This window comes from Chryseobacterium sp. MHB01, from assembly GCF_034651565.1.
Lineage (GTDB): Bacteria > Bacteroidota > Bacteroidia > Flavobacteriales > Weeksellaceae > Chryseobacterium > Chryseobacterium nepalense.
Genome location: NZ_JAYEDA010000026.1, coordinates 1 through 13,668 on the forward strand (window position 1 = coordinate 1; position 13,668 = coordinate 13,668).

The 13,668-nt window shown below is 38.9% G+C and carries 9 protein-coding genes; all 9 read right to left on the reverse strand.

Annotated features, from left to right (window positions below; genetic code table 11):
• Positions 1-260 precede the first annotated feature (260 nt).
• Positions 261-1,022: a hypothetical protein gene (locus U9K52_RS20710; RefSeq protein ID WP_322927950.1), complete on the reverse strand. Its 762-nt coding sequence runs from the start codon at positions 1,020-1,022 to the stop codon at positions 261-263.
• 54 nt (positions 1,023-1,076) lie between these two features.
• Positions 1,077-3,647 carry a hypothetical protein gene (locus U9K52_RS20715; RefSeq protein WP_322927951.1) on the reverse strand — a complete coding sequence of 857 codons (2,571 nt, stop codon included), beginning with the start codon at positions 3,645-3,647 and terminating at the stop codon, positions 1,077-1,079.
• A gap of 17 nt (positions 3,648-3,664) precedes the next feature.
• On the reverse strand, positions 3,665-4,702 hold the full coding sequence (locus U9K52_RS20720; protein ID WP_322927952.1) for a hypothetical protein: 1,038 nt from the start codon (positions 4,700-4,702) through the stop codon (positions 3,665-3,667).
• A 91-nt stretch (positions 4,703-4,793) separates the two neighbouring features.
• Positions 4,794-6,449 (reverse strand): hypothetical protein, encoded by a 1,656-nt coding sequence (locus tag U9K52_RS20725; RefSeq protein ID WP_322927953.1) that lies wholly within the window; start codon positions 6,447-6,449, stop codon positions 4,794-4,796.
• 685 nt (positions 6,450-7,134) lie between these two features.
• Positions 7,135-7,782, reverse strand: a complete 648-nt coding sequence (locus tag U9K52_RS20730; RefSeq protein WP_248392658.1) for a response regulator transcription factor — start codon at positions 7,780-7,782, stop codon at positions 7,135-7,137.
• A gap of 292 nt (positions 7,783-8,074) precedes the next feature.
• Complete coding sequence (locus U9K52_RS20735; RefSeq protein WP_322927954.1) at positions 8,075-9,511, reverse strand: hypothetical protein; 1,437 nt, start codon at positions 9,509-9,511, stop codon at positions 8,075-8,077.
• Between the two features lie 10 nt (positions 9,512-9,521).
• A complete protein-coding gene (locus tag U9K52_RS20740) occupies positions 9,522-12,302 on the reverse strand; it encodes a hypothetical protein (protein WP_322927956.1) in 2,781 nt (926 codons plus the stop codon).
• A gap of 33 nt (positions 12,303-12,335) precedes the next feature.
• Positions 12,336-13,133 carry an Fn3-like domain-containing protein gene (locus U9K52_RS20745; protein ID WP_263603410.1) on the reverse strand — a complete coding sequence of 266 codons (798 nt, stop codon included), beginning with the start codon at positions 13,131-13,133 and terminating at the stop codon, positions 12,336-12,338.
• A gap of 78 nt (positions 13,134-13,211) precedes the next feature.
• The coding region (locus U9K52_RS20750) for a hypothetical protein (RefSeq protein ID WP_322927958.1) at positions 13,212-13,668 on the reverse strand (457 nt) is incomplete at its 5' end.

Sequence of the window (13,668 nt, forward strand, 5' to 3'; positions counted from 1 at the left end):
GTTAGAAACCAAAATAAGCTAAAACGCTGTAAAATAAATGTTTACAGCGTTTTTTGTTTTAGTGCAGGCACAAAAAAACCAAAATAAGCCACGATTTATATGACTTTTGAATGTCCTCTCCGAAATGATAAAAGAGGTTACCGGATTTCCGGAAAACCGATCAATTTAATTGTAGCTAGCCAAAATATGGGAAAAGCTTTGTAAATAAAAGCGCTTGTAAATAAGTATCATTAGTTTTACAATACAAAAACAAATGATTTTTATCTCATGTTTAGATTATAGTCATGAGTCAGTTGGACTAATTGAGTGTGGTTTGTAGGAAAATAATCCGATAAAAGTATAGAAAAGTACAATGTTACTTTAGGATTTTTTTCCATTACTGAGTCAAAGCCAATATTTTTAATAGGTAGATCTTTAAATTGAAGTAATTGTTTATAGACTTCATCTTTAAGTATTGATTGTAAACTATCCAACATCCATTTTAATTTCGGCTTTGATGGAAACGAGAGATAAATCTCACGGATGTTCCCTTGATTTTCCTGTATCCAGTTTCCGAATAAGCGATTGTATGCCTTTCCATTTTTCAATACATCACAGAACTCTGTCAATTCAGGATGTATAAAGTTCATATTTTGTTTTGTAGTATCATTTAAGCCAAATCGATAATAACATCTGTCAAAATTTTCTTTGTCTTTCCAGCGATAGGAGTGAATATAAGAATAATCTTCTTCATGGATATATAAGCACTTATAATCATCATCTGACTCAGGGATTCGAATTCCTTGGTACATTGATTTAAGAATGCTTTCTTCCTGAATTTTTACTAAATTTTCTGATGTACCAACAAATCTTAATAAATTACTCAATTCTCGAAAAGTTTCTTTTTGGCGGTCCGGATAAAGGTATATTGTTGGTTTATAACGTGGGATAAACTCATCTCTGCTGAATTGTACTGACCATTCCATCAGTTGTTTTATGTCTTTGCGATGTAAGGTTCTGAGCAGTTTATACGTGTTTTTCATAATTCAACGGAATAAAAGAGACTGCCTGGTAGAGACAGTCTCTGAATGTTTATCTTATGACCAGTGATCCCAATGTGAAACGGCATGCCAGATGCTGGATGCTGCAGAAGCAAAAGCCCCTCCAATGGATTCAAACGCAGATTTTATGGCATCATCTGCATATCCTACCCCCAGCATAATATCACGCACCGCATCTGGGGCCAGTCCAAAAACCGTATTCAGCGCCTGTGCCGTGTCCTGTGCTCCAATGCCAATTTCCTGGAATGCCTCCGCTACTACCTGGCTGGTAGCACCATATCCTTCTTCCATCGCCTGAGCGACCTCTGTCGCAGAATAGGAGAATGCATTGCCTATGTCACTTGCAATAGTAGAGGCACTGTATCCTACAGAATTCATGATATTCGCTGTTTCTGCTGCTGTTTCATTGTAAGCCTGTTTTAATCCCTGGGCAACATCTGAAACACCATTTACTATAGCATTTTTAACATATCCGGCCCATTTTTCGGCATCATTGATGATATCCTGGAAGATTGATGACGCATTTTGGACAATATAGGTTTCAATAGCGCTTAATAATCCCGAAATACTGGAAATATTAAGGTCTGCCTCAAACGGTCCGAAATTCAGATTTAAACCTTCAAAATTAAATCCTCCTGATACCTGAAATGAGATTTCAGAAGCCGAGGTATTCAGAACTACACTTACTGCGCAGCCCGCATCCAAATGAATGGATCCTAAAGAGAAACCAGCAATGGACGGTAATGAAACATCAAAATCCAATCCGTAAGAAAAGGCTCCTGAAAAATTATGATAATCAGACAGTTTGCAGGCCATTTTAGTTTCAAGTATCGCGCCGTAATCCATCTCAAAACTTATTCCGTCATTAGCGATGACAGCATCTATTTTATCATTCACCAATCCGAAAACACTTGCTGCTGCGTCCAGTGTAAAATACGGAGAAGAAGATGTGCTGACACTCATTTCCGGTCCGCCCGCAGATACAACTGTTTTATCTGTTGCATTTTTAATAGTCTGCTGGTCCAGTTTTGTTTTTGGTACTGCATTAATCGGAATCGGATTGCCGTTTTGATCTACTTTAATTGATGCTCCCTTTCCGTCTCCTGTAATGCTCAGGATATTTCCGAAATTCAGCGGTGCCATAGTGATCGTACCATGAACCCCTGTGTTAAGGTCAATCTGAAGATATCCGTAAAACTGTAAACCGAACAGATCCATCACTGCATTGAATCCATATCCCATCGGCGCAAGTGAGCCATCGGGCAGGACAACAGGTTCCATAGGGTTTTCAGCCCATCTGAATGAAAGATCTGTGAAGGAAACCGGAAGATCGATATTGTATGATGTATTGGTGAATAATGTTATAATTTCATTAAAATCCAGTTTAGGTACATAAAATGCGATATACAAAGGATTTGGGATTTCTTCTTCCATTTCGCAAACGACTGCAAAATTATCATCCGTTAAGGGTACCTGCCCCTGGTCTCCGATATGGAATGTACCTTCCAGTCCGATGGCAAAGCCTGGGGGTTCAAAAATTACACCGAGTCCTACGCCGAATGAATCGAAATGTAATCCTTTAATTCCCGGGGGAGTAAGCAAACTTGTGGTATTGCCTCTCAGATTTACCCCGATTTCGGCCTCAATATTATCAATAGTCATGGCAATATCTGCATCAATTTCCGGACTTCCAAACAGATTAAACGGAATGGTTGCCTTAATTTCAAAAACTACAAACTTGAAAAGCGGATTTAGCGACAGCAACATGGTAGGGTTGTCAATATCAAAAGTATTTCCTCCTCCAATCGGAATTTTCACTTCATCCATACTGAATTTCAAACAAGTCATACCGGTTGCCAATCCGTCGTTATAAACAAATTCAACTCCGAAATCAATAGTCGGATTTCCGATAAAAGACTGAATGATTCCCAATACACCGGAATCGAAGGTAACATCCGTAATGTTTAATTCGCCTCCGATAAATATTGCAGTATCAGTTTCGTTGCAGTTAAAGTGAGAGATGGTAACATCCGGAATGGAAGAAGGCCAGCTGAAACCAAAATAATTGACTAATGTACTGAGGCTGTACACCTGATCCTGAGGTGGTGATTTTTGAGTCTGCGGGGTTCGGGCCAATGCCACCACAGCCAGCATATAAGTGACAAAGGTAACTGTTTTATAATCCGTGGTTGACTGGAAAAACTGGTTTACCTGTGCTGCAGTTGCCTTCCCGTTTTTTATGAGTGCCTGAAACTGCACGACTTCCGGATTATCCGGCTGATCCTGCATTAGTTTAATAAATGCCTCCGTGGTGTTCATCGTATCCACATCGCTTTGCTGTACTTCGAAAGAAACCGGCTGAGTGCCTAATGTAAAAAAACGGGTAAGGGGATTATTCTGATCATCAAAAACAATAAATGTTGAGATGGGTCCATGAATCGGCGTAAACTCCTGGCTTCCACCTGCCGGTACGGTAACCAGCGGTGTAAGTGTTCCGAAAAAGTTGGCTAGACTTTTATCATCTTCGTTATTTTGAAAAGCATCAAAAATCTGAATACTTGCTGACAGATCATTTTTGATCGTCACAGATGGATATGTAGTGCTCATTGATTTATATTTTAGGATTATAATACTTCTGTTTCTTCAACACCAATCTCCGCTTCGTATTCTTCTATTGAATTTGCCTTTTCCAGATTTTCATACTCCAGATCAATATTTTCCCATGTCGTGGCATCTGCAACTGCAGCATCGACAGCTGTATTGGTATTATTTAACTGAGTCTTCAGATTATTGTAATACGCTGCCTCAATGGTTTTTGATTCGTTCATTAGCTGATTTTTGGCAGCCTGAAATTCTTCCATCGCGGATTTTACTGCGATACCGCTTTCTACAGCAGCATTTGCATTCATATATTTTTCGATAAAATTTGAATAACTTTTGCTGAACTCTTCCGTGGGCACCATTCCTTCATCTGTAATCTGTTCTTTGATCGAATCAATAAGTCCGTCGGCTTCTTCTAAGCTTGAGTTTATATTTTCTTTTGAAGGAAGTACTTCATTTTGTTTAATCTGAGCAACCTGTCTTTGTAAAGTTTTCAAAAGATCCTCATTGGTAATCTCATTGAAGGGTTTTCCCACTACTTTTGCAACCTGACCTTTGAGTACGGCAGACAATTCAGCGCCGGAAGCTGCAGACGAGGTCAGGGGAATTCCTTTTTCTCCCAAAATGGCTTCATTAGCAAGCACTCCCAGATGTTTGTTTTGAATTCCTTCCGGAAAATGTGTGTCAGCTGAGTTTGAGACACTGTTTCCGAAATGGGGTACGGTGTCACCCGGAGACATATCCACAACATTATATCCCGGTTGCGGAGTTTGAGAAAGCGGGACACCTCTTAAGAGTACTTCTCCTGTAGCTTCATCAATTGAAAAATCTGAATCCGGATATTCCTGTTCTTCTTCAATAAAGTCAATATCCGAAAAACCTACAGCACGGTCGTTATCGTAAATTATCATCGTTTCACCGTTACTTTCGGTTCTGCCAAGCTCTAATCGAATTCTTACAAATTTATGTGATACCGTATCATATTGGTAATAAGAAGAATATTTTGTACTTCCGGGTGCAAAGGTACCCTTGGAAGGATCTGTATTCCATGATATAATCATTTTTTTATTTTTTAAATTAATTATTATTGTATTAGGAACCTGTTTTACGAGATATGGATATATTCTTATATTTTCTTACAGGTTCCTGATTTTACAGTTCGGCGATTTCTTCTGCTTCAGGCCATTCCGAATCCTCATCTGCATCGTAGCCCGAATCATTCTCCTCATCGTTCATATCATTTTCATAATCTTCCTGTGCCGTGTCAAGTGCATCTGAAGCTTCTGCAGCATCATTTACCGCATCAGCCGAATCCTGTAAAGATTGTGTTTCCCACTCCTGCATGCTGCTTTCACTTTGAGAAATCGTCTCTTCCATATTGCTGGCGGCTGATGAGAGTTCCTTGCTGGCATCGGAAAAATTTCCTTCCTCAATCTGGGCGCTGGCATCTTTAAAAGAGTTTTGTAAATCTGAAACTGCAGATTCATATTCCTCTGTAGGGGTAAATCCGTTTTCTACCTGCTCAGTTATTTCATTATTGATATCGGACATCGTATCTTCCATGGTTTGTGTCATGACGTCTTTCTGCATAGATTCTGAAATATCAGAATAAGAATCTGCTACGGAAGAGGCATCAGAATTAAATGTTTCTTCTTGTTGGCTGACTTCATTAACAATGTTCTCATCCGGAGTATTTTCAATTTCATTTTCTTCATTTTCATATTCATTTTCTGAGGTTGCTTTTTCTTTTGCCGATGCTAATTTTTCCTTAGCACTATCAAACATTTTTTTAGCAAATTCTCCCAGCATCAACAGTCCTACCAAAAGCCCGACGCCCTGACAGATTTTTCCGAAAGTTGAATCAAATGAACTTTGTTTGTTTTTATCTGCCGGTTTGCCCGGAATCTGCCGGGCTGTCTGCGAAGAAACAACCGTTTTATTGGCGATGGTTCCCGTTAATGTAGGACCCGCCAGGTAAGTGGAAACGGGCTGACCATTTTGCATGGAGGTCTGAATGACATTCATCCAGACGGGCGTCAGGTTTACTGAAACATCATTTCCGGGATTACTGTCGCCTATGGTACCGTCTCCGTTCATAATGAGGGAAGTAGGTTGTGAATTTTCTGCATACACAGGATTTCCACTGGCATCCTGGGTGCACAATTTCAAAGTAGCCGAATTTTCAGAGGCTGTTGAAAGAATGTTGATTGTTCCCACCAAAACCGGGATATATCCGGTCGGTGCCGGATTCGGAGCCTGTTCATACATATAGAAAGGTCCCTGCCAGCCTGAGGTAAACATCTGTAACCAGCTCATTACTGCGTTCCATGAACTTAAAGTACACGCTTTAAAGTTTTGTGTGGAAGCAAAAAAGCTGTTTACCGAAGCTGTACTTCCGCCCTTCAAAGCGGCATATAAATTCTTTGTCAGCGCCGAATTCGGGTTGGCCATCGCATAGCGGTGAAAAAGGAAAGACTGGATCATGGCATTCTGATCGTCAGCCGTAATGGTAAAAACCAAAGGCGGCGGATTATCGAATGAAAACTGAACGGCTGCCATTACTTTAACCGGAAACTGGTAGAAATAAAGACTGCTCAGCTGATCAATGGTTCCCGTATACATTGCCTGTAATTGTGATGCTGCACGGATAGTCTGGATCGTACTGGTGCTTCCTGCGGGAATAGTGCCTAATTTCGTGTAGGTGTAAGGAACTGTTTGTCCGGTTGTACCCGGATTGAAAACATCATAAATATCAACCGGAATGGTTGAATTGTTTGTAATTTGAACGGTTGGGTTATTAGTGCTCATGATTAAAATGATTTGGATTAAATATTATTATGGATTAAAATTACGGGAACAGGATATTTTATTTTTCAGTAGTATTACCTCATTTATAAAGTAGTATTTATACTGATTTACAATCCAGTAAGTATTTATTCACTATCATGAAGTTATCAACTACTATACAAATTGATTAATTTCTCATAGCACCTTAACAATATGTTCCAATCTGACAAAAAATCTTATCAGAGATATCACAATTAAAATAATTGCTTTAATAGCTGAGGATACATATTATATGGTCCTGGATTTCCTCTTAGTAACTACTCATTATCCGATAGGAACAGTTAAAGACTATTTTTATGAGCAGTCAAAATCGGGGAATCAATACTCCTGAGTTTTCAGAGTGTCTGGGAACGATGCTTTTGCGGGGAAAAAAATTAGAATTTAATGTGAAACAATCAGATCAAAATCATTTCAGTATACCGGATCACCTATTTTGAATTTGGTTATATGGAGATTGCGGAATGAAGAATCTTGGGCCTTAAAAAGGTCCTTATTTTATCGGATGGCACTAATTATCTTCAGGAAATAGCGATGCGTAGTGATTATGAACGGCATCTGTAAAAAGGTGCTCTTTCTTTCGGTTGATAGGTCAGTTTATCATAATAAATCTTTCTGGAAAATGACATACCGTGGAATAATCTAATGTTTACTTATTATAAAGCCTAAGAATTTCTACCAATTCGGGTACGGATCGGATTTTCAGCTTCTCAAACAGCCTGTTTTTGTAAGTGCTGACCGTTGAAGAATGGATATTCAGCTGATTAGAAATTTCTTTGAGAGGAAGACCTTCTGCAAGCTTATTGGCAATTTGCAGTTCGCGGTCTGATAACGCTTCAAAAGGAGAATCTTTTGTGGCGCCGGTTAGTGATTCTAAAAACATTGCTTCTTTTACATTATCACTGAAATATCTGCCCTTATCAAGCATTGCCGTCACAGCATCCTTAACTACTTCAGGGGAGCTTTGCTTACTCAGGTAGCCACCGGCACCCATCTTTAGGTAACGCATTGCATACAGCTCTTCATCTTGAGAAGAAAATATTAAAATTTTTAATTCAGGTTTATGAATTTTTATGTAATGTATTGCTTCCTGGACAGTGCCATTAGGCATATTAACGTCCATAATGGCCAAATCAAATTCTTCTTTAAGAATTATCTTATACAGCGATTTATAATCCTCTACTTCTGAAATCAGGGCATCGGGCTTGAGTCGTTTGACTGTTTGTACCAGACCCATCCGGACAATACCATGATCATCTGCTACAACAATACGAACATTTAATTTTGAATCCTTCATGCCGTAAATTTAGATAAAAAAAGGGAAACAGTTCTATTACTTTCAGATGAAATGATACCATGTTTCTGCGCATTAAGGATATAAAATTTTTATAATTTTCAAACTTAATTCACTCGAAAAATGGATTTAGTTTTACAAATTTACTTCTAAAGACAGAACGGCTAACAAATCGTCGGATATTTCAAAAAGCGCATCATAATTATCAGCTGTTGTTTTTCTTTACTCAAACATTATTTTTTGCTTGAATCACGATATTAGTAACGAACTCTTTCTCTGATTTTTAGGAGTATTGTTAAATTGCCGTAAAGCTATAATAAACATTGATGGAGTAGGTGGTATTTTCCTTTCCTACCAAACTTTGAGCACCTGAAGGGAGTATGGTGTATGTTACGTTCAGTTCCCGGTCCAAAACCGGTGTTCCGTTAAAAAGTATTTTTTGGGGAGTTTTCGATAAGGCCGCATTTGCAGAACTTCCATCTATCCCAATTTGTAATATGTTGGAATTGATGTCGGTCTGGAGACCGCCTTTCTTAAAATAATTTTCATCCGATTTTACATACAGTTCAAAACTTTCATTATTGGACAATATAATCTGGCTTGGAATCGTCTGTGACTGACCATTCGTGTAATGGGCAGCTGTATTAAAATTGAAGTTTACATTACGCCCGGAAGTGGGGATGGTGATCTCTGAGCGGGGAAGCACCTTTAACTGAACAGCGGTATTTTGCAAACTGTTAATCGAATTATCGGTACTTGCAGCATTGAAGTTCAACTCAAAAGTATAAGTTCCGGCTTCAAAAAAAAAGTTCCTAAAATCTTCAGCAGATACATAAAGCTCTGGCGTGAAGCTGTTTCTGTTTCCTGCTACAACACTGAAATTAGCAGCGGAAAAATTCTGAAAATTGGCAGATAAGGCTTTGGTTGTGAGTGCAGATCCATTACTGCCCAATTTAATGCTTGCTATACTTCTTGTTCCCGGAACTCCTTTAGAAGATGTGAACTGAATATTTGTGGCAGCAGTTTTCGCCCATAAATTAAAATCAACCGTATGCGCGATTTCCGCATTATCCAAACTGAACACCCGCGTGCCCGTAATCCGGTAATCATTCAAAGAAGATATTTCTATATATTTTGTTAAAGATGTTGTGAGCCACCTGACGGATGCAGGAATGACTAAAATCGTTTTAAAATTACGAGGGGTGAAATCATTGTAATTCTGAAGGATATCCATGGAGTAATTCCCAGCCCGGTAGGCATTGGCAGCAAACTGTGCGCCAGGGATTTTAAACGTAAAATTGATGTTTCCCTTGTTGAACCCTCCTCCAAAAATAATGGATCCGGGCGGTTCAAACCATCTTACGGCGCTTGTACTGAACGACTGAAAACCGGGCAAGGAACCCGAAAATCCGGTAGATGGCAGCTGTCCGCCCATGCTTTCCAACTGCCACAGAAGCGTAGAGCTGGGTAAAGTAAATGAAGAAGATGAGTGAGTAAAAGCAGGTCCGGACACGGAAGTAAAAGTAGGAGCTATTGGTGCAAGTCCAAAAAAGACATAATCCCAGTTTGTTCTGTTGGCGTTTACCATTACCCTTGTAGGTAAGGAAGTGAATTCACTTCTGTTAAAAATATTATTTTCCGGAATCGACAGGTACACATCCTGTGCTTTGGCTACTGTTAATCCGCATAACACTGTAAAAATTCCTATTAAAAAAGTCCTCATCTTTTTCATACCTTTAAATTTAAAACTTTTTCACCTTAATGGTGGTGTCTTTCTTCTTATATTCAAAAACCACAGTTTTTGAATAACCTTCTTTTGTCACCTGAATGGTTTGGGTGGGTTGTGTATAGCTGTATTTGTCATTTTCAATGTAGAGGTCGTATTTCCCGTCTTTAAGGAAAAACTCAAACTCATTTTTTTGATTAACTACGGCGGTATAAATCATACCATTTTCACTTTTTGCATACACCACAATTCCGGTTACATCGGTTTCCAAATTATCATAAGCTTGTTTGATTTCTGTTAATTTCCCACTTACCCTGATGTTTTTCACCAAGCCTACTTTGCGGTTGATATTGCTATTTACCATAATCATAGGATCCATCATCAACCGGGCACCTGCACTTTCGTTCACCTTCAGGGTATACATACCTTCAGGCACATTCTGGAAAACTACTTTTCCGTTCTTATCGGTCATTGCAACAAAATTGTCCAGTTTCACTATTTCATTGGCTAGGATCTGTTCACCCGCCTCCAGAAGTCCATTGGAATTTTTATCTTCAAATAACTGGAACGTCACTTTATGGTTTCCAAGGGCCGTAGCTGCAGCAAAATATTTTTTAATCCCTACTCTGAACTGGTAATAACTGCCGCTGCTTGCATAAGAAGCCGTAGATTTATAACCGGAAAAATTAAAATAACCTGTGGTAGACCAGGAAGGAGAAATCTTATATTCCAGATTACCGGTTATATTGTTGTTTAGATTTTTATAAAGTTCTGAATAAGAAGTTCCGGCTGAAAAAGATCCAATCAGATTATTATTAAGCATCTGGAAATTATACGAAGCATATACATTGTAGTTGGCGAAATTACGGTCTGCACCGTCATAAGAATTTAAATCAAAAACATTGGTTGCATTCCATTGGGCTGTTCCGCTGAGGGAGAAGGATTTATATCTGTAAGACAAAGTTGTTTTCAGACTGTTGAACCAATCGGCCCTATTGTTTTCTTTTGAATAAGAATATTCCGCCGTCCAGTTTAATCCGTGGGCACCCAATGTAGTGCTGATATTGGCCTCCAGCCGGTAAGAAAAAAGTTCCCGTGATGTATAAAAATTGGCTGTTTTTTGTCTCTCCACCTTTGGAGACAGTAGAAAATTCCAATGTTTTACAGAAAACTGATATCCTGATCCTAGGGATTCCGTACTATTAAAATAATAACGCAAGTTGGCGGTATTCCCAAGTTGGATAGGTGCACTCTGGAAACTAAGGAACTCGGGGTCTACCTGCGAATTCTGATATTGTATAAAAGCGCGCTGAGAAGCAGAAAATTGGTGGCCAATACGCTGATTTGAGAAAAAAGATCCCCTTTTGATTCCTGCATAACTTTTGGTGGCAAAGGAATTAACAGACTGTAGGTCCCATGTTCCTATTTTTCCCTCGTAATTGGCTCCTACTGAAGCTCCTGCATTTTCATCTTTATTTAAAAGGCCTTTTTCGTGGCTCAGGCCAGCTTCCGTGCGGATGGTGTGTTTATCATTAATTATAAATGATGTTACCGCGTTTGCCACCTGGGTATCGATATTAAAGCGCGGATCATGGTCGAATATATAAGATACTTTTCCATTAAAGGTTTTAGTATTCCCAAAGTTATATTTGGCACCCGCCATGGTAGATCCTTCTGTTTGCTGAAAATAAGTACCATACAGGTTATAATTATTTTCCAGCGCAAGAATTTCAATCTTGTTATTTTTACCAAATTTAGTAGAAAGTTTCCCGCCTCTCCCGAAAACCGGGTAGTCGTAATCTGTACTATTAACATTCCCCACCCGTAATGCCGTATTTTTTCTCTCCAGTTCCAGCCAGGTATCATACAGGTTATAACGGCTGTCTTCAACATAGTAATCTGCGCCGATATTGAACCGCGATTTCAGATTTTCGGTCACCCGAAACGCTGTGTTTCCTCTCAGTTGAAGAAAATTAAAACCAGAACTGTTTTCGTTATAGCTAATTTCTGCAAAATTACTTCCGTTCACTGCTTCATTTCCCCGGGCAATTTGTCTGTTGTTTGATAAGATGACTAAGTGGAGCGTGTTGCTTCCCACGATTTCATTAGTAAGCAGGTTTGTAACGGTTGCATTAATACTAAATTCTGGAAAAAGCGTATTCTGTTTTCGGACCGCAATTTTGATCTCAACCGTTTGTTTTTCTAAACCTTCCAGTGATAAGGTTTGCTGTTTAGGTATCATTTCCAAACCATCAGGAATGGATTGCAAATCAATCTTAACGGTTTGTTTACTGTAGCCTTGGTTTTCTACAGTCAGCAGAATTGAAGAGTCGGGCGCAGCAGGATTAATGAAATTTTCATATGCTGCCGTATAAATTGCGATGTTTTTATTCTCGTCTTTTTTAACGAAGAACGAGGCGCTTTCAGTTTTGGTAACTGTTGGGCTGGTATACGAAACCTGGAATTGGATTTTATTGGATCTCAGCTTCATAAAATCCACATTGGCGATCAGTTTCACAGGAAAATTCTTAGACTGACCCGCTCCTAAGGTAAAGTCATTTTTTGGATAAAAAAGCAATCCCGGATATTTTTCATCAGGTATGATATTCTGAATGGTAATCTCTTCAGAACTTTTATTATCAATGACCAAAAAATTAGTAAAAGTAGAGCCTTTTTCAACAGCCATGCTGTCGTTTTCAAAATGGATTTGGATATCCTTCTTTTCCTGTGCAAAGGCCAGCGAAAAGTGCAGAAGAACAAATACAAAAACTAAGATTGTTCTTTTTATGATTGACATCGATATTCCATTTTGGGAGTTCAAGACTTATTTTTAAAATTTAAAGTTTTTTTCGCCTACGCGTAAATCATTGGATCCTGCCATTTTGATAATAGCCACGCCAAGGAAATTCCCTGAAATGTTTTCCGGTAAAGAAAATTGAACGGTCTGATTGGTATCGGGAAGCATGGAGATGGAGATTGCAGGTAATTTTATTTCCTTACCATTGTCTGTATTGGTCAGTTCAAACTCTACGGTAGCATCATTGATGGTATTTCCATCATTATGAATACTTACTGCTACTTTCCTGTTTGCTGCATTCTCTTTGCTTACCTCTGAAATATTGGTTATATCCAAACTTTTTACATTGTTTCCCATTGGAGTATAAAATATGTGAAGTCCCACCTCAAACAATGTGATAACACCAATCCCGTTTTGAGCACGTGCCTGATCTGCCTGTTGAGGAAGTTGGGTGAAAAATAACATACTGTTTGTAACGGCAGACTTTGATGCGTTTGCCGGAATCTGCATGGTTACGACGATCTCTTTTGTACTTCTTGCAGGAACTGTGACAGTATTTTCTAAAGTGGATACCCAAGAGGCATTGGAAGTTTTTGAACTGCCTGCATCAAGATAAACCTTATTTCCATCTTCTTCTCTAACCCAATCTTTATAGTTGAGATTAAAAACATAATCCTTATCCGAACTGTTTTGAAGCGTGACTGTCTGTGCCACTTTTTCTCCTGGATTACCGGTGAAAAATAATCGGGTAGGGGACATAGAGATACTTTGTGCCAGAAGTAAAGAGGACCCTGTGAAGATAAAAATGAAAAGGTAAATAAACTTGTGCATGGTGTAAATTGTTTAAAAATAAAAGATTCCCAAAACTACTGAAAACTTATCTTAGGAACCTTTAGAAACTGAAAAATTTTATAAAGCGGTCGCAGTATACGTTACTGTTTGCGTATAAGTTCCGGCCGGTTTACCTAAAATATCAGAAGAAGATGATTTCGCGGCAGGAATGGTGTAATCCAGATTCAGTGTCAATGCGCTTCCAAGCGGAGCATTTGCCACTAAAGTTTGATCAGCTGCAGATAAAACAACAGCGTTTTTTGTACCACCCATGGTTCCGGAAGCTGCAGCAGCTTTAATAGTCAGAACAGTTACAGGGATTACGTTGGTTCCATTCATGAAATTAGCACCTCCTGCTTTTACTTTTACATTAAAATTCTTAGTGGAAGTAACTTTTAAAGAGTTGGCTTTAGTAATCGTCTGATCAGAATTATAATCTGCTGCAGTAGCATAGTTAAAGTCAACCGTATTCCCGATTGCAGTACTTCCCGCATCAATGGAGATCACATCGTTCAGGGTAATGTTTACCGTTGTG

Excerpts from the sequence above, each read along its gene's own strand:
- U9K52_RS20710 (WP_322927950.1), bottom strand. The coding sequence starts at position 1,022 with ATGAAAAACACGTATAAACTGCTCAGAACCTTACATCGCAAAGACATA.
- U9K52_RS20715 (WP_322927951.1), bottom strand. The coding sequence starts at position 3,647 with ATGAGCACTACATATCCATCTGTGACGATCAAAAATGATCTGTCAGCA.
- U9K52_RS20720 (WP_322927952.1), bottom strand. The coding sequence starts at position 4,702 with ATGATTATATCATGGAATACAGATCCTTCCAAGGGTACCTTTGCACCC.
- U9K52_RS20725 (WP_322927953.1), bottom strand. The coding sequence starts at position 6,449 with ATGAGCACTAATAACCCAACCGTTCAAATTACAAACAATTCAACCATT.
- U9K52_RS20730 (WP_248392658.1), bottom strand. The coding sequence starts at position 7,782 with ATGAAGGATTCAAAATTAAATGTTCGTATTGTTGTAGCAGATGATCAT.
- U9K52_RS20735 (WP_322927954.1), bottom strand. The coding sequence starts at position 9,511 with ATGAAAAAGATGAGGACTTTTTTAATAGGAATTTTTACAGTGTTATGC.
- U9K52_RS20740 (WP_322927956.1), bottom strand. The coding sequence starts at position 12,302 with ATGTCAATCATAAAAAGAACAATCTTAGTTTTTGTATTTGTTCTTCTG.
- U9K52_RS20745 (WP_263603410.1), bottom strand. The coding sequence starts at position 13,133 with ATGCACAAGTTTATTTACCTTTTCATTTTTATCTTCACAGGGTCCTCT.